Origin of the sequence: Halobacillus dabanensis (genome assembly GCF_900114165.1) — a bacterium.
GTDB classification, from domain to species: Bacteria; Bacillota; Bacilli; order Bacillales; family Halobacillaceae; genus Halobacillus; species Halobacillus dabanensis.
On the sequence record NZ_FOSB01000006.1, the window covers coordinates 278,839 to 299,764 of the forward strand.

Consider the following 20,926-nt stretch of genomic DNA (forward strand, 5'->3'; position numbering starts at 1 on the left):
TCAGTTATTCATTTACCTGTTTAAGAATCCGGCTGCTTATCCATCCTTTTTTCTCCCCGGGTGTTTCTACAAACATCCACATCCGCTCTTCATCGTCTGTTTTTTGTTCATTCAGATTTTTAAGTTTTGAGCCTTTAGAAATAACATCAGACACGGGGTAATCCAGTCCTGGACCTTCTCGCAGAAGCGATTGTTCAGGTAAGGTGATATAGGATGAATGCTCAGTTGTCTTGTTTTCCGTATCCGGTGATGCTCCTTCCTTCTCCTCCCGTTCTGATATTTGTTCACTCAAAAGGACAAGTTGAAGGTTCCCTCTTTCGCTTCCATTAACCAGCTTCACGGCTTCCTCTTGTTTCAGTTCCAGAGTTACAGCTGTATACTCCTCCTCTGGTTCATCAGATTTCTTTTCTACCATTCGCTGTCCTACGGATAGTACACGTACATTTTCCAGAATAACTTTAGATTCTATCGTTTCTCCTTCAGTCCCTTCACTTAGCACAACATCCACGAAGTCTTCTGGTTCTACCAAATTGGATACAGACTTAACGTAATCCACACTAATAGAAACAGCCCGATGTCCTTCTGTCACTTTTTTAGTAACAAATTCATCTTCATCTTCGCTTGGCTGAACACGGTGCAGCATGACTGACTCTCCTTCTTTTATATCAGCAGTAGCAAAGAGCCCCACTACATCTGATGCTTTCCTCGCTGTTTGGGCGTGTACTTGATCCTCTGGCATTTGTTTTCTTGTCAGTAATTCCTCGGTTATTTTTTGATTTTGTTGGATATCTTCCCTTGCAACTATTACTTCAGCCATCATCGCTTCCTCCCCAGATGCACTGGATATTTGCTTATTCATAATGGTGTAAAATAGAAAGGTTGTAATTAATCCAGAGATAACAGCCAGCAATAATATTTTTTTAGGTTTCATTCAAACATCACCTACTCTATTAATCTGATTGCATACGCACCGCGATCGGGTGTGGCCTCTTCCCCGACTGTCCCTGCTCCCGCACGTTTTATAAAAATCCCGCTGATTGAATCATCGTTTTGAGCCATTGGTTCGGTAATATAAAAATAAGCAAAACCAGTAATTTCTACACTTTTCAATTGATTGCTGGATTGGCTGTATGGTTTATACACAATGACTAACATGACCCTTGAGCAATCTCTTTGATTGACTTCTCCATCGGGGCAGTTAGTAACTCGGTAATCAATTCCGTTCCTCGTCGGTCCAGCTATATTACCGGTCTGTGTACTGACGATATCTCCTACCTTTAATTTTTCATCAAATCCATAAGTTAAACTTTCTTCATAAGATTTAGCTCCAGGACCTTCAAGTGCAAGCACTCCAAAATTCCCAGATGTTGAGTCCCCTGCGTCCACCTTAAGCTGATAAGTCTCTCCGTAATATAATGGGACGGATTCATCGATACCTAAAGGCACGACCCCTTTTGCTTCCCCCATTGGATACAAGCCAGCTTTTGCATCCACGTTCACACGTATATGACCCATTCCGAAAAGGGGAGAGAAAAACAGCGGAACTTCTTTTTCAAGCTCTACGTGCAATTCTTGATTATTTTCCACTGTCGATTGCAGCAGACTTTCTGTTTCTCCATGGGACTCTAATACATGGTTAACAACCGAATCTACATCATCCTGGTCATTTACAATTTCTTGTGCTCCTGATAAGGCTGCTGCATTGGCAGTCTTTTGCAGATGACTTTTGGACATAAATAAATGCCCTCCGTCAATCACCAGTCCTGCAAGAGTCAGTATCCCTCCCATGGCTATGGCCACGAGGACAACAGCGTTTCCATTTTCTCTACTTTTTAAGACTCTAAAAAATCGCTTCATTTTCCTCTCCTTATTCAACCCGGATCGTTGAGCTGGTTTCTATCATGTAAGGAATAGACGCGCTACCTAGCGGCTGCAAGAAGCTCTCAGGATAAGAGATTGAAACCGTCACATAATCCCCCGTCTTTCGGGTACTTCCTGAAGGGGTGATCGATACATCCAATTTAGAGGAGTCACCCGCTTCGAAGTGATTCGCTGCATAGGCACGGATAGCTTCATCATCTTGCCCCAGACCCCCAAGCCGAACGGACTCCTGCGTGACAAGCTCAAGTTGAAGATGAATATAAAGTACCCGACCGAAATCAATGATACCTATAAGAAGTAATAATAAAATTGGCAGGACAAGAGCAAATTCCACAAGGGACTGACCATCCTCTTTTTTTACCATAAAGGGAAATTCCCTTCTGTCATTACACGAATTGTTGCTCCAAGGGCGATTGCTACACCATAAGGATACGTTGCTGTTAAGGAACCTTTAGACATACCACCCGGAAGTCTGATCCCGCTTTTTAAACTAGCAAAGTAGTATACGATTGATTGCAGGACCCCGCGGCGAAACAGGATAATGGCCAACGCTATCATTGCCCCGATAATGGACATATATAGGAAAGATTGAAAAACAAAAGCACTTCCTTTAAGAGCACCGATTAATGCAAGCAGTTTCACATCTCCTGCCCCCATCCCCCCTAGAAAGTAAGGGATCAGCAATAAACTAAAGCCAATCAAAAAACCAAGGAAAGAATGGCTTAACCCTTCCCACCCATGTGTGGTGAAGTGAAAGATAAAAGTGAACAGCAAAGCAGGATAAATAACTTTGTTATAAATTTTTCTTTCTTTAATATCTGTAATGACGCAAATGAGCAAAATGAAAAATAATAAAACGTTAATCACATGGTCCATCCTTTCCTTCATTTTTTGATTTTATGAAAGGACCCTATTTGAAAATAGGGTCCTTTGTTTATTTTAAAAGCTTAAATCTTACGCTCCAGAGGTTGGAAGCTTACTTGTTAAATCAGTAAACACTTGTTTAATTTGGTCCCCTAAAGTAATTAATACAGTAATGACTCCAACAGCGATAAGCCCTAAAATTAACCCGTATTCCGTCATGCCTTGACCTTCTTCTTCGATAAATAAACCTTTTATTTTGTTTACCATTAAAATCTCTCCCTTTGTATTATTAACTATGAATATAGTGCTGGTGTTTGATTAACTCACTTGCTCATTTTCCCCATTTACAAAAGCCAAGGTTTGTCCTACAGTGATCGAGACTTTTTTTATTCCTCCTGCAGGAAGCTCGATAACTGATTCCGCTTCTGAAAACCTTTTGCCTAACCTACCAGGACTTAGATTTTCTTCGGTTCCAATGATTTCTTTTCGTTCATTAAGATAGATAACATCAATGCTGTATTTCATAAAGAACGTATGAATCGACGGACAAGGTGCAATGTGCAGACCATAATTGTCTGGTATGCTTTTTGTCATCATTAGTCCCCTTAGCCTTGACCAAAAGGTGTAAGCTGTTTGTAAATCTTTTACTATCAATTGGTTGGATTGACGATCAATTACCTGCAACGAGTCACCTCCCAGCTTTTGTTCCGGTTCGTTGAACTCTTGAGCGATCAACTTACAATCCCTATTATGCCGCTGTTCATTATAATAAACTATCCCCCTCTGTTCCTGTTATGGAACATCCTGCCGCAATGAGAAACCTTTCCTATATACTGCTCCATTTAAGGATCCTTCCTATAGGAAAACCAGTTTAGTCCGATTGCTCCTATTCTTTCTTCAACTATGGACAAAAGCGTAAGCGCTCCGAAAGCCACGACATGGATAAGTTAAAACAGCCAGAGGAATGTGGTCTTCTTCACACGACGGATTGCTTATGCCACTAAAAAAATTAAATCATCTACTTCATAATTTTTCTGACCAATAAAAAACCTCCCTGAATGGGAGGTTTTATTGGTTTAGGAGTGTGCATATTTTAATTGATAAACCTTCGATATAGCATGGGCACGGTCAGGCACATCAAGCTTTTGGAAGATCTTCGTTACATGATTTTTTACGGTGTGACCGCTTATATACAGTTCCTCTGCAATTTCTCTGTTGTTTAGTCCTTGAATAACTAAATTCAGGACTTCTTGTTCCCGAGGAGAAAGGTTCGCCTGCTCCTTAATTGTATCAGAGAAAGACGTAAGTTCCGGCTCCTCCAGATCATCTGATAGCGAAATTTCCTGTTCCATCACGTGCGTTTCTTTAATAAAAGATATAAAATCTTGAAAAATAGCGGCTTCCCCGCGTTCGAACAATTCTATGCTCCTCTTTCTTTCATACATGAAAACAATTGCAAATACTTGACTGCATATGTTTGCTTCTTCCCACTCCTGAAGCGGTTTCCCTATTAGCATTTTCCCTTCTTCGACAATCCAGGGAACCCTACTATCAGGGAAAAATTGTTCAAGAAACGAACCAGTATAGAAATGAAGCTGACAAGCACTAATAATATCTTTTATAATTGGCGCAGGTAAACCTAGCTTAAGAGCAAACTCACTGGCTAACTTCCCGGATTCTCTTGCAGTCATATAAGCTTCTTCATCAAATTGGCCAATAGCTTTGTGTAAAGTCTCTACTTGTCCCGAAGTTGTTCCTTCATTTTCTACCTTTGCAAGATGTAAGGAAATGCCCCCGATAATACCCAAAGTATGCAGGAATGTTATATGTTCCTTCAGCTGTTGTGCAGATAACTGCTCTACTCCTACACATAAAACTCCCAACAGTTCACCCCGATTAAATAAAGGGCACTCAATCACAGTCCCGCCCCAAGGCGTTACATTTTCTTTTGGCAGGGAGTCGTCGGAAGTATCTTTACTAGACTGTCTGTAATAACGGTTCACTACATCTTTCACATAATCTTTAGCTTGATCGGTCATATCGCCTCTTGCAACTATCTGAGCTTTTTCATCATCTTTGTCTTTTAACACAACACACGAAAATGGTCCTTCTACCAAATTCAAGCTGATATCTACGAGGATATAAAGAATTCGTTTTGTTTCTGGAGTAGATGCCATCAACTTACAAATTTCAACAAGAGAAGAAAGGCGATTGAGCTGCTCACTATTCTCTTTTTGTAGATTCTCTGTTAACAGTTTCATTTCTAAAACATTGGCAAGGGCTTTCCCTAAGTCTAAACTTCCTTTAGGAATCTCCCCGTTTGACAAGCTTCCCCCGAATAGAAGTGATAAAGAACCATCATATCGTTTGATAGGATAACAAAAAAGTGCTCCAGGGGAGAGCGAGAACCTGTGAAAGAAATAGGATCTTGGGTCTCTTTTAATGTCTTCCCAGTAGCCAGCCTTTCCACTTATAAGCACACGGCCGAGGAATCCTTCGCCTAAGAAAAAAGGTGCGCCCCGCAAAGAGGCTGCCCCTTCTCCCGCAATATGTGTAACACGGTATTCCTCTCCATCCACCTTTTCAGCTATACCTAAAAAGTCGTGGTCGTGATGATGGGCAACAAGTTTTTCTATAATACCTTCCGTTTTATTGTTCACAGCTTGCTGCAGTAAGAAGCTATTAAAGTCAAAAGAAGCCTTCTCTCTATCAAAACAAAGAGAAATGATCTTAGCCAGTTTACTCACTAGATTAAGCCATTCCTTTTTATTTCCTGAAGTAAGTACAGGCGTTTCGTCAATTACACATTCCCAGGAAACCCCTTCATTAACATGCTGGTTCAGTTTTTCTATAACAAATTGGCGGCCGTTCTCTTCCACAAAAACTCCGGACCACAAAAACGCCTTATTTCCTCCTGGAATCTCCAGGGGGACTACTATCATATGGATTCCTGGTATAAGATCATGAGTAATGGGAGAAGAAATCGTTCGTATATCGTTCAAACTTTCTTTTATTTTCCCCATTAAATTCTCATGTTTTTGAGCAAATAATTTATTACAAAGAGAATTTTTCCCTTTGATCGGAGTAACTGCTTCTCCACTTTCATCTGTAACCATTATAGTAAGATCATAGTGACAGGCATAGGTTTCTTGCAATTCCTCTAATAGTTCCGCATTTTCTCTCATGAACGATCCAACTCTTTGGTAAAATCCAATTCAGTAGTGACTACTGGCTCTTTGTAGCGGAATAAAGGAGATGCTTCATCCCCTGACTTCTGCAGAATACCCTGCTGCACCAGTGATTCTACTATGGATTGAAGGTCTTCTGTTTTTCTCCCTAAACGTGTTCCTATACCTGTAATTGTTTCACTCATATAAGGATTTGTTTGAAATAACATAGTGCATTCCAACTGTAATGATAATTCTTTTTTCACTATTAAACTCCTCCTCTCTCAATGGGTTCGTAGGTCCTACCCCTCATTCTGTAATTTTTGGAGACGAAAAGTTTTCTTCCGCTCCTGTAACTGCTTTGTTAAACTTTCGGTATTAACCTCTCCCCGCCAAAGAAAAAATCCTGGCTGCATTACTCTTTTTAAGATCAAGGTGTATCCATATATTATCCTAAAAGCTAGAATATCTATATCCCCTACTGTTCCCGTATTAAATTTTATCCTTATATCCTTTTAAAACCTATGTATAATGGATAATTTCCCAATACCCCATTTTAAGTAAAATTAACCAAAATAATCCTCCAATTTAAATCTTTAAGCTCTCTTTTGCTATAAAAAGCGAACTCGATTAGTGTTTTAAGGAAGATAGTATGCATTCCTATAAATATAAGTGTAAACTTCAGCATGAATAATTTATTGCATTATTCAAATGTTTTCACTGTCCCATAGCAACTGGTGTTGCTGTTTCTGTAATACCTATGGCATAACTCCTAAAGTAAAACACCACCATAAAAAGAATATTTCCACATTAATATTTTCTCCAAAAATCAATACTCCTTCCCTTCCTTAACAATGAAAGTGGGGTAAAGTTTTTGCTTCTTAATTTAATACTCTCCGCCATCCATTCTAATCACTCCTTTATAGATACCCAAAATAGAACAATAATTCATAAAACTATCGAAATGGATCGAATAATGAAATTTCAAATATATGTTTATTTAAAGATAAGAACTCCACCATCAATTTTTGGGGGGGTCTTTCGCGTCCTACCTGTACTGAACCAACTTGAAATTTAAAGAAACTTTCCGATATATAAACCACTATATCAATTTATCAAATTAAAGCTTTAAATTGGTATATTGTCGCTGTTGGGAGAGTTCTGTGATGCATTTTTTGTTTATATTTTCAAATGGGAGGGGCTCATGTGGAGGAGTACACTTTACAAGATATTTCTAACTATGTGGAGAAAAGTCCTAATATTATTGAAGAATGGTTTGAGGAATTGAAAAATAGACTAAACCACACTGTTGAGATAGAAAATGATGAAGGCATTTACGACGAGGAAGATTTAAAGATTATTCATTTTATTGCAGAACAAAGAGAAGAAAGAATTTCATATGATGAAATATTTAATAAGATAAATTCACTTTTTACTATTCGCACAAAAGCAGACCTCCCCGAGCCTGACACAACTTTTATGTTTGATAAATCTACTCAAGGTTTAGGAAAAGACCCTGAAACTCTTTTCTACGAAATCGCTCAGGATAATGAAGTCATCCAAATGTTTAAATACCATTCTCTTCGAGTTATGTTCCTCTCAAGTATGTTAGCCAAAAGAATGGATTGTTATGATGAAGACTTACGTGTAGCATCTTTGTTACATGATATCGGTAAGGTGGGGATTGCTAAAAGCATATTATTGAAACCAGGAAAACTGAGTGATTTGGAATTTACTATTATTCAAAGTCATTCCCATGTGGGCAATGTAATTGTTCGAAAGCACCTCGGTTTGACCAGGGCAGCTAAGTTCATTAGAGATCACCATGAAAGATGGGATGGAACCGGCTACCCAAGACGATTATTAGGAGATGAAGCAACTATTCAGGGGCGTATAATTGCTATTTGTGATGCATTTGACACCATGACTATTGATAGGCGCAACTATCAGAAAGAGACCCTAAGTTACGAAGATGCATTAAAAGAGTTACAAAGTTGTGCTTGGGCCCAATTTGACGGGAACCTAGTAAACGCCTTTATAGGAATGATGGAAGAAGGAGTTAAAATTCCTGATTATATGCTACAAGAATTATAAACGAAAGCTATCCAGTTAGAAAAAAAGGCTCCAGATTTTGCTGGAGCCTCTACACCTTTAGCTATTCCGTTCCTGTCTCTTACGTCTTTCTCTAATCAGATAGCATTGCAATAGTACTCTTATTTACTAATTTAAATTACATATTTCAATTGCTTTTTCTTGCTGACTCATTCTTAACTGATATTACAGCTTATCAAAAAGACCTCCAAACAATTACAACACTGTTATTTATCATATCCGTGATTACAATTGCTATATACTGTAATCGTCCGTATAACTGTTTTTCCGATTTAATTTTATTAGGAAAAACCTGAGAAATAAACGTATGCCAATACCCGGGATCAAAAATAGGATAGGTAACCATACAGGACCAACCCTTATACATGAAACTTGAAAAATTGGAGACATTATCAGCCCTACTGTAACGAAATAAACTGCCCCCAGGAATGGAAGAAAAGCTAAGATAGGCGTCTTACCTTGCGCATCTTTATGAAAATCCCAAGCTGCAAAACAGGATAAACAAGGATAAAACATTAACCACCACGAATAATCTGCCTGTTTTATGGCCAGATCCATATTTCCATAATCTGATTGAAATAGGCTTGAACATTAATAACGATCTCTAAGAAGATAAAAAGAACCCTTTTACGCGTTTTTGGTTTAGTACTTGTCCAAAACCAGGGAAAGCCATGCTCCATAAGAGTTTCTCTAACTTATCGTTTTTGCTCCTATTCATTGGCATTTCCCTATCTGCATTTTGATGATGTTCTCACTCTACTGGAGTTGGTGATTTTTCCTTCCATTTTTCATTATTATGTTAGCCCCATTATCTCTACGTTTTTTCTCCTTCAGCTAATGCCGTTCTATCTTCCATTTGTGGGGGTTCCTCTGCCCAACCGTATTTAATCATTAGATCCCCTCCATCAGTGGCAAAGTCATAAACATTTTTCGCCACCTTGGCCATTTTTAAAGGCAGATCTTTTCGTAGGCTGAACGAAGTACCCAGTGCATTGCTTCCTAAACCAAAGCTCGTTAAAATGGAAGTATTGTACATCATTAGCTTATCCGAAAAAGGGGACATCGTTGAATCTGTAATTCGCCCCCCAGACGTAGCGGGTACCACAATGTCACTATCTAATAACATTTTACTGAAAGTGTTAATAATATCTTTAGAAATATTCTTTCCGCGGATAAAATAGTCTTTGACTTCTCTTTCTTGTGCTACTTGGGAGAAGCCAGTCATTAACTTCATTCCAGTAATATTTGCTTCGATTCCCTGGTATAGATAAGCAACTTCGATTGTATTTAAGCTCCTTCGCTGCCCCATGGGTTTGAACCCCGCCCTATAGTCTTTCTCTTTCGCAAATTCAACTTGCTTAGGTGGTGTAACAGCAGGAGATTTTGGGAGCACACCTTTTTCCAACAAGTATTGGCTTGTTTTTATATATGTTTCTTCAGCAAACACCGTGAAGTTTTTATACAGTTCCAAAATGTCTTTTCGATAGGTCATTGTCATATGGAGGGCATGAAGACCTGTAGCAATTTTCGCCATCATTCGTAAATAGGAAATATGATAAATATCATCAAATAATGGGCCGACATCGTGGTTTACATCATTTTCTGTAAAGCCAATCGGAATGGCAACACTGCCCTGTTCTAAAATTTGTTTTATATCATCCACACATCTTTTCTCTTCCTCATGAAAATCCTGCAGCAATTTTATTGCTCCGGGGTCCTGACTTTTTGCCAAGAAATGCTTCGTAACTTGTACCATCATAGTCTTTTTCTGATAAGCAATCCAAAGCGTTGCAAGTTCGGATGACGCTATGGGTTTACGAGCAGTATCCATTTAAGCACTCCTTTACCACCTTTGACTAACTAAATATAGTAGTATGATTCCTTTTTATCTTAGGAAGTATTCAATACTGTGTAGAGAACGTCTGAAAAAGCTCCTCCTTCAAATCATCCCATTCAACAAGGAGGCCTTATGTAACTTCTGGTCTAAACTAGACAACTTGTTATGGTGCTTCTTATTCTTGTCCTCCGTTTTCCGGCAAAATTTCTAAAACCTACATAATTTTAAGCTCAAACTGGGTAAGAGATTGCCATCCTAAAAGTGAAATGGAAGAATGGATTACCTAAAGAGGTGGTTAAGGGAAATATTTTATATCGGACAGATAACAAGTTATAATGAATAGGAACTCAACTATGTTTGTCCTGCGAGGATAAATAGGAGGTACGTGCCATGTCAAAATTGACTAAGGTTGCAAAACTGCTGAATAATCCTAAGGTGAAAAAAGCGGTTAAAGAAAAAGGGATACCGATGATCAAAAGGGAAATGGAGAAGAGAAAAAACAGATCAAAGTAAGGCGAGCGCAGGTTGTTGCGATTGTCTTTTTTTGTGGGGAATATTAATTTTGGTACCGGTGCTATATAAGGGGTACTGCAATCAAAACACGGAAATCGTACGCTTAGTATTTCTTCATTTGTGCAAAATACAAAATACAAAAAGCCAACCAATACCACAAAAATCGGTTGGCTTTGTTATAATCACTTATTCCAAGTTGCAAAATTGAGTTGACTTGAGGTGTAGGCCTAATATAGGTGGACTCACTTGTTATCCTTCAGTTTTTCAAGTAGTTCATCCAATTCATTTAAAAGCTCGTCTGACCTATGAATAAGATCCTTAGCAGAACTGGTCTCAACTTTGCGAACTTTAGATACTGGAAATAAAGGAACTATTTTTGGCTGGCGCTGCTCTTCATTCATAGGATCGATCCTCTCCTCTAATTCTTTAGCATCCCGCAATATATCCTTGCACCACGTTGGGAAACAATTTTCTGTTATGATATATATTTTATACATACCTTTTTCATCTAAATAGGCCCTAATTACAGCCCGATCTTCTTGAGATTCCTTTAAATTATCCAATTCTAATTTTCGGGAGTTCTCGAAAGACCATGATTAGCATCAAAAATGGGGTGCTTCCCTCTCTGCCTACAAAAAAGAATTTCATTCGGTAGAGTCGTTTTTAAATGATTGCTTATCCATAGGACTGAGTCATGACTTCTATCATTTCCTCTGGAAAATCTATAAACGGATTGCGGTTCCCTTGAATGTTGTAAATGGCCTGGTTACGATGGTTTTCATAAACATCTGGCGGGAACTTTTGATGCCAGTCTATCAAAAGCTCAAGGTCGATCTTTTTCTTATAAGATGGATCCATTTGATGTGGATAACGGACTAAGAAATAAAGCATCGCTCTTGCTGCTGTGCCTTTCGCGTATTCTGGTTCAAATAAACCGTTGTCAGCTTTGCCGCACGCTTTTTCGATTCGATTATATTGGATTCCTTCTGGTCGATAGTCCTTAAAATCATAATATGGATAGTTACTCCGGATGGAATTACAAGTAGGTTCACACGTAAAAAGATGATGAAGATCGCCCCGCATCGGCTCTTGTCCATCAAACCACGATTGAGGGACGGCATGTTCGCAGTTATATTTAAAATCACTCACAATCCGGGCCACTCGATTTTGATCACTCGTCTTTTCCATTTCTGACTTTCGTTTTAAGGATGTTTCATAATCCTCTTGTATGGCAGCTTCCGGCTTTTTCTCTTGACCAGAGTATATACTTTTCAAGTTTCCGTCCGGCCTTAAATCAACCCAGGGATATACATGTTCACTGGGATCATACCGCACTGGATCGGTATGAGTTTCCATAAGCAATTTTTGCAGAGATGATAATAAGGAAGCGTCATCGTTTTTAAAATCAATGGCATTGTAATACTGAGCTATTGCTGCCCTATTTTTATCTTCATCAAAATAGGCCCTTTCATCACTTTGGATTTTTTCTTGTGTTACCTTCAATTGCGATAGAATGGTTTGGATACGTCCACGATTAGTGGTAACGGAAACCACTTCTGAATTACCGTTCATGAAATTCCTCCTCCGTTTCTTACGATTCTAATGCTCTTGATCTACCCTGCTTTCTCCAGAAATAAAACGGCATAAAATGCTTTTCGGGTAATAAAACAAAAGACCATCTTTCTTGAATAACATTAAATGGAAAGTTTCTCTTCCATTTCACTATATCAGTATGAGGTTAAACTCACATCCAAAAGGATTAAAAAAGTTGGATCTACCGTCAATTTCTGTCTTAATAAAGATGACTATTAGGACTGGAAAATATTTAACCTCATCGTTTTTCATATATGGAGCAACCTAAGTATGTCGGTATTATCTTTAGGAAGTAAGGGAAAGGCGGGATTTTTGTGTTCAATATATCTTGGAATATATTTTGTCAGACCGGAGACATTGAGGCGTATTTATTAATGAAGGAACTGGATATATTAAGTGAATCAAAAGATACATCATTAGTTCCCGATTTAACAGAACAAGAAGAGCAATAGAAAGGAAAAGGAAAATCCATACACATTATTATCTAAATAAGGAGGGAAAGTCATCATGCCAATTGTCAAAATTTCCTCTTCGTTGTCGACGTACTATGAGTCCTCGGGGACAGGCTCTCCCGTTGTATTTATCCACCCGCCGCATATGGGGCAGAATGTCTTCAAGTACCAACATGAACTTTCGGACCGTTTTCGGGTAATTACATATGATATCCAGGGTCATGGCAGAAGTGGGGTTAGTGATGAAAAGGTGACTATTCCCCTCCTTGCCGCAGATTTATCGGGTCTTCTAGATGCGTTGGGGATTGATCAAGTTACTATTGTTGGTTATTCAGCAGGAGGTTCAATTGCACAGGATTTTGCACTAACCTATCCGGAGCGTGTCAAAGCGCTCGTGCTTTCAGGGGGATTTCCGGAAGTAAGTACCTTAGCTTTAAAAAAGCAATATCAATTCGGTCTGGCACTAGTACGCTCTGGACAAAGTGAGCTTTTAAGTAAACTTTTAGCATGGTCTCATAAAGTAACGGAAGAAGACCAACGTATTCTTCTTGATGAATGTTTACGAGCAAACCCCCAAAGCGCTTACGATTTTTATGAACAAAGCATGAACTATAAATGTACCCACCTTTTGCACAAACTTACCTGTCCATTGTTTCTATTATATGGTCAATTCAGCCATATACGCCCGTATGTAGAGCTGTATAAACGGCAAGTCCCGCAAATGGAAAGTGTACTGGTCGGCAAATCTTCTCACCAAGTACCAATCAAAAGTTATCGTTCATTCAATCATGCACTTTTTAGTTTTTTAAAAAATTTATGATGTTGCTGGTGTCGGTGCCTGACCCCCGCCCCTCTACCACGTTGAAGTGATAAGAAATGAAAGAGCCTACTCCCCCATAATGGAAGTAGGTTTCTTTTGTTTGGTAGATTCCCTTGGTCCATGAAATTATAATTAATATAGAACTGAAGATGTCTATGTGATCAGGGTTTTAACCTAAGTAGATTTAAAATCAAATAAGCAGCTTTAATTATTATTGATGAACAACAGCCTTCTGATTGGTGATGTGGGACCTTACACGAACGCTAATTCTTTTTATACCCAGTCTCCTCTTCCACCGGCAAAAAGTCGAAAATCTCCCCGGACTCGATGGAATCGGACAGCCGTTCGAGCCACTTGCAATATTTGCGATAGTCTTCTAGCTGTTCATAATCAATCTTCGCTCTTTTTATCGCCTCTTCCCCTGATTCCTCATCGTCCAATACTTTTTTAAGCATCTTTTCTGCATCCTCAATTGCTGTGAGATTCAGCTTGGCTTCCCGCTCCCACTTGCTTCCAAAAAAGTGGGAGAAATATTTGAAAAAGTCCTTCTCCGCCAGGAAGGAATCCTTGCGGGAGCCCCTCTGCCAAACTTTCTGGACAATGCTGACCTCCTGAAGGTTCCGGACAGCGATACTCATGCTCGGTTTGCTCATTCCGAGATCTTCCTTCATGTCATCGAGCGTCATCGGCTTTTGCTTGAAGTACATCCTTGCGAATAATCGCCCTGTTGTCGGTGTGATGCCATATAAGTCCATCGTTTCAGCGATTGAATTGACGACGGCTCCTTCTGCCTCTTCAATCAGTTCTTCTGTCTTTTTCTTCAATGAATCGCCACCTCTCCTACTGGTTTCTTCTATTAAACATAGATTTCCTTATGATGACTCAGGTTAAAACGTTTTTTTCATCCAGCCTGATTTTCGCAGTTTTTTCTGCAAGCATCCGTAATTCCCGTTTTTTACTTTTGTCATAGTTACTCATACTGTCCGGGATCGGGGGTTCAATACCTTCGCCCCATGTTTGTCCTTTGAGACCTGCATAGTAACAAGAGCTCTGCCCTCCTCTTTCGCTCTACTAATTCATTTTGTTAAATTATTTCTGAACGTTTTTAATTAATTTGATGATACTATAGGGAGTTCTTGTTGTAAACTACTACTCCTCCTGCTTTTTAAAACAAGGGGGAATTCGAAAATGAAAAAACAAGTCGAAACCGTAATTACGCGCCTTATCTCACACTTTTCTAAAATCCGTCCATCCCTTGTCGCTAAAAGTCTGAGCCGCAATTTTCCCCAAAAGTCGAGTTGACAAACATTTATTCTACGTTAAGGTAAGTGTTGTTATCGTTTAATAATTATTAAATGTTTTTAATCGATTAAAAGAACCGGTTCTGTTGCAAGCTTTACATTTTTAAAAATCGATTTATTTACTTTCCAAATCAATCCATAACTAGACATAGAAGTAAAAGGAGTGATTGCGTGCAACCGCAACCATCTGCAAAGCCAGACAGGAAGCATACTGAAAAAAAGCAGACAAATAAAAAGCAGGATAATAACGTTCAAAAAGCAGGCTTATTTGGTTTTTTAGGGTTACTTTTCCTCGTCGCAATATACGTAGGATTTACAGGTAACGATATCAATTGGGGAGCATTGGCATTTATGTTCATCTCCTATGCTGTCATCTTCTACATCGGATCCATCACTGCAGGGAAGAAATCGGACAGCGCCAAAGATATGATGGTCGCCGGCCGGTCCATGCCATTATGGGTCGCCATGTTCACCATGACCGCGACTTGGGTCGGTGGCGGATATATTGCCGGGACAGCCGAGACGACGTTCGCCTCAGGTGTCGTCTGGGCTCAGGCGCCTTGGGGATACGGGCTCAGCCTTATCATTGGCGGTATTTTCTACGCCCGTAAAATGAGAAGGTACGAGTTCACGACGATGCTCGACCCACTGGAAGTACGTTTCGGAAAAAAAGTCGCAGGGGTTCTTTACTTGCCTGCATTACTAGGCGAACTCTTTTGGAGTGCTGCGATTCTCGTTGCTCTCGGAACAACGTTCGGCTTGATTCTCGGACTGGACTTCACCACATCCATCATCATTTCCGCCATTATCGCCATCGCCTACACTTTTGTCGGTGGTATGTGGTCCGTCGCTCTTACGGACGTAGCTCAAATCATCATGATCATCATCGGGCTATTTCTCGTCGTTCCGTTTGCACTCTCGGAAGTCGGAGGACTCGGCCAGGCATGGGGAGCGTATAAAGAAGGGATGGACGGATTTACGAACCTCCTTCCGCCGCTTGATGGCTGGAACCATCCGGATTGGGGAAATTATTACTGGAACTGGTGGGACTATGCATTGCTGCTTATCTTCGGAGGTATTCCTTGGCAGGTTTATTTCCAAAGGGTTCTTTCTGCAAAAACGGAAAATACAGCGATGTGGCTTTCGATTGCAGCAGGTATCCTATGTATCATTTTTGCCGTACCGGCCGTCATGATCGGTGTCGCAGGTTTCTCTGCTGACTGGGCGAGCTACGGAATCGAAGGCCCTGGAGCCGCTTCCGAGATTCTCGCTTACGTCATCAACTATATGTCGCCATATGTCATCTCTATCGTCGCACTCGGTGCCATAGCAGCAGCGGTCATGTCATCGATGGACTCATCCATCCTATCAGCATCTTCCATGGCCGCATGGAACATTTACCGACCGCTTGTGAAACCGAAAGCGAATGGAAAAGACATTAAACGTACAATCCGTGTTTCTATTATCATCATCGGACTCACAGCAACCATCGTCGCCCTGAACATCGACAGTGTGTACACCCTTTGGTATCTGTGTGCCGACCTCGTCTACTGTATGTTATTCCCTCAGTTGACGACAGCATTGTTTGATAAAAAAGCAAACACATACGGAGCGATTGCAGGACTTTCCGTTTCCTTCTTCCTTCGTTTCGGAGGGGGCGAACCAGCTCTAGGATTACCGGCATTCCTACCGTATCCGATGGTCGAAGAAGGCGTCGTCCTCTTCCCATTCCGTACGCTCGCGATGGTAGGCGGACTGCTGACCATCATCATCGTTTCCCGTCTTACCCAGAAGGCTTGTCCACCACAGCCGCTCCGTAAGCTGAAAACAGAGATGAAAGAAGGTTAAATTTTAAATCGGGCAGCTCTTTATAATGAAGAGCTGCTCTCTTTTTTTATATAAAAGAGTGCCTGACCCCCGCTTCGCTAAAGTGTTAACGAACTGGGGGCAGGCACTTTCACAAGTGAGCAGTTCATGGAAAAAATAATTGCTTTGAACAAAAATGTCCGGAATAAATCACCCTAGACCCACAAGGCATAAATAAAGAGCGCTTCGTGACTGAAGCGCTCTTTATTTATGGCGAAAAATTGCGGGAAGTGCTTTCCCGCATAGTAAGATCAGAAAACATAGTTACGGTAAATTATTTAATTAAAGCCTCTACATTCTTCTCGTAATACCCCTTGAATGCTAGCACGCCTATCTCCTGCTCATTTTTCTCCTAGCTCGTACTATTAATTGCCAACAAGAGGAGGGACCCCTCTTTTATTGGCTTCTTTAGTTAATTTTCACGAAGTTCTACCCATTTTTCTTGAGAATCATCAATCATTTCTTCCCAAGTTATTTTACCACCTAAATATTTTTGCATATTAACAGGGAGCGCTCCACCTGGCCAACTAACAGGGAATCCATTAAATACCCACCCCATTACTTCACCTGAGGCTGCATATTCATAAATTTCCTTAGAAATTGGGTCAGATATCATAGATGTTTCATAGCCTTCAAAGGCTGGAATAAACTTGAATTCCTCCATCACATACTGTTTACCCGTTTCAGAAGTATTCATCCAATCCAGGAAATCTTTACTTGCTTGAATTACTTCTTCATCTGCTGTCTTATTTACACCCCAGTACATCGCTACTCCAACCGGAATGGTCCCTTCAAATCCTTCTACCGGTAAAGGTATGATTCCAATGTTGTTCTCTGCGAATTCAGGATCAATTTCATAAATGGAGTTGTAAACCCAGTTACCCTGTTTGATCATCGCAACCTTCCCTAAAGCAAAGAGTTCTTCAACTTGTTGAGAATAGCTAATACTTAAAATTGGTTGTGCCCCATATTCATTGATTAAATCCAGCATTCTCTTAAGTTCGTCTCCTCTTTCAAACTCAACTGTTTCAGAATTGTATGCCTCTGAAATATCATTATTAAACTCTGGAGCTAAGTAAGAATTTGCTAAATGGAAACCCATTGGCCATTTTTCCGCCCCCGGTTCAGCAAACACAGCCTCAATACCCAAACTATCTTTTTGTTTATCAATCGTTTCCGCAGCCGCTTTTAAATCCTCATATGTTTTAATACTATCAGGATCAACACCAGCTTCTTCCAAAACTTTTTTGTTATAAATTAGGCCATAACCTTCTTGGTTTAATGGGATTCCCAGGACTTCTTCCCCATCCGTAACACCATTTAGTGTTCCATCGAGCGCTGTTTCTACAGATTTTGTATCAGATAAATCAGCTAAGTGCTCACGGTAATTTGCTACCTCTGAAGGTCCGGCAACGTTAAAGATGTCAGGTTCTTCAGAAGAAGAGAACTTTGTAACAAGAGACTGTCCATAGTTACTACCTCCGCCAAGAGTTTGCACATTAATTTTGACGTCTGGATTTTCTTCTTCATACATTTTTGCTAATTCTTCTATTTCCTCTTTAAGTTCTACCTTGTATTGAAAAACGTCAACCGTAATTTTATCTTCCGAGCCTGCACTTGTTGAACACCCTATCAGAGTCACCATTAGTAAAGAAAAAGCCGCCAGCAGTCCAAAGTGAACCTTCTTTTTCATTTTTCCACCCCTCAAAGATCATTTGAAATACTCATTAAGTGTTCCTAAAGCGCAAATTATTCCCCAAAACTTTTTGCTAGTTATATTCAAGAAAATGGACAAATTAGCAAAGTATACTACTTTACTGAATTTAAAGAAGAAAAATCTCTGAGCTCGTAAGATGTATACAAAGGATTATCTCTATAGGAAACTATCATTTTATATGCTAAAGCTAACTTCAAAAACTTAATTTACATCTTACATATCAGACAGTCGAACGGCTGCTGATAAATGATGTCCTTCTAAACCTTCTACATTTGATTGTTTAGTAGAATGATCAGCTAAATATTCAATTCCCTCACCAGTGATTTCCTGGTGTGTGGCTACCTTTACATAGTTTCCAACCCAAAGGCCTCCCGTATAGCGAGCCGCTTTCTGTGTCGGTAATGTGTGGTTCGTTCCAGAGACTTTATCAGAAAAAACCACAGAACTATCTGCACCAAGAAAGATCGATCCATAGTTAGTAAATTGATCCATGATACTTCTACTATCTTTTAGATGTAAATGAAGATGTTCAATAGCTATTTCATTACAAATTCTTATACCCTCATTCATAGACTCAGCATAAATCACTTCTCCCATATTAGCCCAGGATTCGTGAGCAGGAGAATCTGAAGAGAACTCTTTAAGATAAGTGTTAACCTCTTCTATTGTTCGGGTCGCTATTGTGCGGGAAGTAGATACTATAATCGCTCGTGCATTTGGGTCATGTTCGGCTTGAGCTAATAAATCGGCCGCACATTTTTTAGGCTCAGCAGTCTCATCAGCAAAGACAAGAATCTCGCTTGGACCTGCAATTAAATCGATACCCACCTTGCCGAAAACTTGTCTTTTAGCCTCAGCTACAAAGCGATTACCCGGCCCTCCAATAACATCTACCTCTGGGATAGTTTCCGTCCCGTATGCCATTGCTGAAATAGCTTGCGCCCCACCAATGGCATATATATGATCAGCACCTGAACACTTAAGTCCATACAGGACAGCGGGGTGAATTCCCCCTTTGTAGTTAGCCGGGCTGCAGGCTACAATTTGTTTAGCTCCCGCTACCTTTGCAGGGGCAACTACCATCGGACCAGACGAAAGGAGAGGAAAGCGCCCTCCCGGAACGTATGCTCCAACCTTCTCGATTGGTATGATTTTGTGTCCCATACGAATTCCTGGTCCAAATTCTTTCTCAAAAGGAGTAAGACATTCAAGTTGCGCCTCCGCGAATGAGGATACTCTTTCTACCACACGCTCTATTAGTGTTTTTATTTCTGGAGAAAGTGAATCTGTACTCTCTTTAATTTCATCTTCCTCTACCTTCAAGGGCCGGAAAGAATTACTTAGTGTTTCCTCATATTTCTTAACCGCTTCGTCTCCATTAGAGCGGACATTGGAAATAATGTCTTTTACAATTTTCTCCGTGTCTGCCGATTGATCACTTTCTTGAATTTCAGCTTGTTTTAAGAATTCCATATCTATCCCTCCATTTTTTCTCTTATTAATCATTTGATTAGGAGACACCTGTGAAATTTCCATCTTCACTTGTATTAACACCGTCTTCCTGGTCTTCATCCTCGTTTGTCTCCATGTGAATTTGTCTTAATACTTCCATGCCATCAAATAAAAACCATTCTTCGGTTATTTTTTCATCTTTAATCTTATAGTGGTTGATCCCATATATTTCGATAGGTTTCCCACTTGGTGCTCCAAAGTATCCAGTACCTTCATGGATTCCTTGAATTCTCCAACGTACAGCAACATCATACTCTCCGTCTGTTTCTCGTCTGTTACAAGTAACACGATCTATTAGTACTTTTGCATTGGGTACGGAAGCGAAGAAGCTGATGAACATACCTTGAATTTCATTGAATCCAACTAAGTCTCTATTACAAACAAAATGTAGTGTAGCATTATCTTCATAAAACTCTTTAATATAATTAATTGATCGTCTTTCCCATATGCGGTTAAAAACTTGCAGCATAAAATCACCAATTTCAAACCCTTTATGCTCAGGAACATAAACTTTAGGTGGCAACCCTACTTCTGCAGTTTCCGAAAGACCAAAGTTCAAAGGAGGAGCTAGTTTTTTTGTATTTTTAGCCATTATTTTCGCTACTTCAATTGGGTCATATCCCAACTGCAGAACGAGATGATACGTATCCATTACTAACCATTCTTCATAAATTTTATTGGAATGTATAAGGCAATCAGCCGTAGTCCGGAACATGACTTTTTTTCCTGTTGCAGGTCCGTAAAAGCTATCACCTGTATTGGTAGCTATGGAACGACCACGGTGGGATGTGAAGAAACCATCTTTATCATTACCGGACCACACTACACTCCAGCCTGAGCCCTTCCGATCAGGAAATGCCTGTAATGTCTGCAACGTACCGGAAATCACTTCATTCACCCCATGGCTATTAATTCTTCCTTTATGAATTTGTATATCGGTACTATACGTGTCATATATCAAACCGATATCTTTTTCCTTCCAAATCTGCCTGGTAATCTTGACGATATAGTCGACAATGTTGTTGTATTCATCGTCAAAACCTTCCATGCTTTGCTTTTTCAATTCCTGCTCGTTCATGTTTAAATAATCTTGATTATCTCTGTGATCGATCCGATTCACTTCTCTACTATCCGCATAGAAAACTTTATTACGTAAGGAGACTATTTCATCCTGGCCTTTTTCTCTCCGTTCTTCCTTATCCTTTAAATCTTCCATATTAGTTCTTTCCTGTTGACCATCGCTTTTTTTTACCATTTAAAACCCATCCTTTTTAGAAATATTTCACATGTT

The 20,926-nt window shown here is 39.8% G+C and carries 20 protein-coding genes; 5 read left to right on the forward strand and 15 right to left on the reverse strand.

The genetic code is table 11. The features are described 5' to 3' along the window. Positions 1-4: 4 nt before the first annotated feature. From cpaB to BMZ58_RS12560, 8 genes are all read right to left on the reverse strand, one after another. Positions 5-931, reverse strand: a complete 927-nt coding sequence (gene cpaB / locus BMZ58_RS12525) for a Flp pilus assembly protein CpaB (protein WP_075036893.1) — start codon at positions 929-931, stop codon at positions 5-7. A gap of 11 nt (positions 932-942) precedes the next feature. Further along, on the reverse strand, positions 943-1,857 hold the full coding sequence (locus BMZ58_RS12530; protein WP_075036894.1) for a pilus assembly protein TadG-related protein: 915 nt from the start codon (positions 1,855-1,857) through the stop codon (positions 943-945). Positions 1,858-1,867: 10 nt separating this feature from the next. After that, complete coding sequence (locus tag BMZ58_RS12535) at positions 1,868-2,245, reverse strand: TadE/TadG family type IV pilus assembly protein (protein ID WP_075036895.1); 378 nt, start codon at positions 2,243-2,245, stop codon at positions 1,868-1,870. Then, positions 2,239-2,769: an A24 family peptidase gene (locus BMZ58_RS12540; RefSeq protein WP_244151544.1), complete on the reverse strand. Its 531-nt coding sequence runs from the start codon at positions 2,767-2,769 to the stop codon at positions 2,239-2,241. Before BMZ58_RS12540 ends, BMZ58_RS12535 begins: the two co-directional genes overlap by 7 nt. 66 nt (positions 2,770-2,835) lie before the next feature. Further along, a complete protein-coding gene (locus BMZ58_RS12545) occupies positions 2,836-3,012 on the reverse strand; it encodes a Flp family type IVb pilin (protein WP_075036897.1) in 177 nt (58 codons plus the stop codon). Positions 3,013-3,063: 51 nt separating this feature from the next. Further along, the gene (locus BMZ58_RS12550; RefSeq protein ID WP_075036898.1) at positions 3,064-3,429 is read right to left on the reverse strand and encodes a DUF192 domain-containing protein; all 366 of its coding nucleotides are present in this window, start codon (positions 3,427-3,429) and stop codon (positions 3,064-3,066) included. A 392-nt stretch (positions 3,430-3,821) separates the two neighbouring features. Then, positions 3,822-5,930, reverse strand: a complete 2,109-nt coding sequence (locus tag BMZ58_RS21330) for a helix-turn-helix domain-containing protein (protein WP_075036899.1) — start codon at positions 5,928-5,930, stop codon at positions 3,822-3,824. Continuing rightward, complete coding sequence (locus BMZ58_RS12560; protein ID WP_244151545.1) at positions 5,927-6,178, reverse strand: hypothetical protein; 252 nt, start codon at positions 6,176-6,178, stop codon at positions 5,927-5,929. Before BMZ58_RS12560 ends, BMZ58_RS21330 begins: the two co-directional genes overlap by 4 nt. Before the next feature lie 940 nt (positions 6,179-7,118). Between BMZ58_RS12560 and BMZ58_RS12565 the strand changes: the two genes are divergently transcribed. Beyond that, positions 7,119-8,006: an HD-GYP domain-containing protein gene (locus tag BMZ58_RS12565; RefSeq protein WP_075036900.1), complete on the forward strand. Its 888-nt coding sequence runs from the start codon at positions 7,119-7,121 to the stop codon at positions 8,004-8,006. An 832-nt stretch (positions 8,007-8,838) separates the two neighbouring features. Here the strand turns inward: BMZ58_RS12565 and BMZ58_RS12575 are convergent. After that, positions 8,839-9,855 (reverse strand): DUF3231 family protein, encoded by a 1,017-nt coding sequence (locus BMZ58_RS12575; protein WP_075036901.1) that lies wholly within the window; start codon positions 9,853-9,855, stop codon positions 8,839-8,841. 396 nt (positions 9,856-10,251) lie between these two features. Between BMZ58_RS12575 and BMZ58_RS21625 the strand changes: the two genes are divergently transcribed. Next, positions 10,252-10,374 (forward strand): hypothetical protein, encoded by a 123-nt coding sequence (locus BMZ58_RS21625; RefSeq protein ID WP_279626134.1) that lies wholly within the window; start codon positions 10,252-10,254, stop codon positions 10,372-10,374. A gap of 242 nt (positions 10,375-10,616) precedes the next feature. Here the strand turns inward: BMZ58_RS21625 and BMZ58_RS21160 are convergent, their stop codons facing one another. Then, on the reverse strand, positions 10,617-10,937 hold the full coding sequence (locus BMZ58_RS21160; protein ID WP_167360074.1) for a hypothetical protein: 321 nt from the start codon (positions 10,935-10,937) through the stop codon (positions 10,617-10,619). Between the two features lie 112 nt (positions 10,938-11,049). After that, entirely contained in the window at positions 11,050-11,946 is an 897-nt protein-coding gene (locus BMZ58_RS12585; RefSeq protein ID WP_075036903.1) for an endonuclease I family protein, read from the reverse strand. Between the two features lie 335 nt (positions 11,947-12,281). On the opposite strand from BMZ58_RS12585, the gene BMZ58_RS21630 reads away from it, so the two are divergent. Both BMZ58_RS21630 and BMZ58_RS12595 read left to right on the forward strand, forming a co-directional pair. Next, entirely contained in the window at positions 12,282-12,419 is a 138-nt protein-coding gene (locus BMZ58_RS21630; protein ID WP_139207338.1) for a YqzL family protein, read from the forward strand. Between the two features lie 55 nt (positions 12,420-12,474). Beyond that, positions 12,475-13,239 carry an alpha/beta fold hydrolase gene (locus BMZ58_RS12595; RefSeq protein WP_075036904.1) on the forward strand — a complete coding sequence of 255 codons (765 nt, stop codon included), beginning with the start codon at positions 12,475-12,477 and terminating at the stop codon, positions 13,237-13,239. A gap of 263 nt (positions 13,240-13,502) precedes the next feature. Here the strand turns inward: BMZ58_RS12595 and cudC are convergent, their stop codons facing one another. Continuing rightward, complete coding sequence (gene cudC / locus BMZ58_RS12600) at positions 13,503-14,063, reverse strand: choline uptake/conversion transcriptional regulator CudC (protein WP_075036905.1); 561 nt, start codon at positions 14,061-14,063, stop codon at positions 13,503-13,505. A gap of 648 nt (positions 14,064-14,711) precedes the next feature. On the opposite strand from cudC, the gene BMZ58_RS12605 reads away from it, so the two are divergent. Further along, positions 14,712-16,388 carry a high affinity choline transporter 1 gene (locus BMZ58_RS12605; protein WP_075036906.1) on the forward strand — a complete coding sequence of 559 codons (1,677 nt, stop codon included), beginning with the start codon at positions 14,712-14,714 and terminating at the stop codon, positions 16,386-16,388. 430 nt (positions 16,389-16,818) lie between these two features. Here the strand turns inward: BMZ58_RS12605 and BMZ58_RS12610 are convergent, their stop codons facing one another. From BMZ58_RS12610 to BMZ58_RS12620, 3 genes are all read right to left on the reverse strand, one after another. Continuing rightward, positions 16,819-18,099 (reverse strand): ABC transporter substrate-binding protein, encoded by a 1,281-nt coding sequence (locus BMZ58_RS12610; RefSeq protein WP_075036907.1) that lies wholly within the window; start codon positions 18,097-18,099, stop codon positions 16,819-16,821. A gap of 237 nt (positions 18,100-18,336) precedes the next feature. Then, positions 18,337-19,596, reverse strand: a complete 1,260-nt coding sequence (hisD, locus tag BMZ58_RS12615; protein WP_075036908.1) for a histidinol dehydrogenase — start codon at positions 19,594-19,596, stop codon at positions 18,337-18,339. 37 nt (positions 19,597-19,633) lie between these two features. Further along, positions 19,634-20,890 (reverse strand): ester cyclase, encoded by a 1,257-nt coding sequence (locus BMZ58_RS12620; RefSeq protein WP_075036909.1) that lies wholly within the window; start codon positions 20,888-20,890, stop codon positions 19,634-19,636. Positions 20,891-20,926: the final 36 nt, after the last annotated feature.

Coding starts and splice junctions, on each gene's coding strand:
- cpaB (WP_075036893.1), bottom strand. CDS start 931: ATGAAACCTAAAAAAATATTATTGCTGGCTGTTATCTCTGGATTAATT.
- BMZ58_RS12530 (WP_075036894.1), bottom strand. CDS start 1,857: ATGAAGCGATTTTTTAGAGTCTTAAAAAGTAGAGAAAATGGAAACGCT.
- BMZ58_RS12535 (WP_075036895.1), bottom strand. CDS start 2,245: ATGGTAAAAAAAGAGGATGGTCAGTCCCTTGTGGAATTTGCTCTTGTC.
- BMZ58_RS12540 (WP_244151544.1), bottom strand. CDS start 2,769: ATGAAGGAAAGGATGGACCATGTGATTAACGTTTTATTATTTTTCATT.
- BMZ58_RS12545 (WP_075036897.1), bottom strand. CDS start 3,012: ATGGTAAACAAAATAAAAGGTTTATTTATCGAAGAAGAAGGTCAAGGC.
- BMZ58_RS21330 (WP_075036899.1), bottom strand. CDS start 5,930: ATGAGAGAAAATGCGGAACTATTAGAGGAATTGCAAGAAACCTATGCC.
- BMZ58_RS12575 (WP_075036901.1), bottom strand. CDS start 9,855: ATGGATACTGCTCGTAAACCCATAGCGTCATCCGAACTTGCAACGCTT.
- BMZ58_RS21625 (WP_279626134.1), top strand. CDS start 10,252: ATGTCAAAATTGACTAAGGTTGCAAAACTGCTGAATAATCCTAAGGTG.
- BMZ58_RS12585 (WP_075036903.1), bottom strand. CDS start 11,946: ATGAACGGTAATTCAGAAGTGGTTTCCGTTACCACTAATCGTGGACGT.
- BMZ58_RS12595 (WP_075036904.1), top strand. CDS start 12,475: ATGCCAATTGTCAAAATTTCCTCTTCGTTGTCGACGTACTATGAGTCC.
- BMZ58_RS12610 (WP_075036907.1), bottom strand. CDS start 18,099: ATGAAAAAGAAGGTTCACTTTGGACTGCTGGCGGCTTTTTCTTTACTA.
- hisD (WP_075036908.1), bottom strand. CDS start 19,596: ATGGAATTCTTAAAACAAGCTGAAATTCAAGAAAGTGATCAATCGGCA.
- BMZ58_RS12620 (WP_075036909.1), bottom strand. CDS start 20,890: ATGGTAAAAAAAAGCGATGGTCAACAGGAAAGAACTAATATGGAAGAT.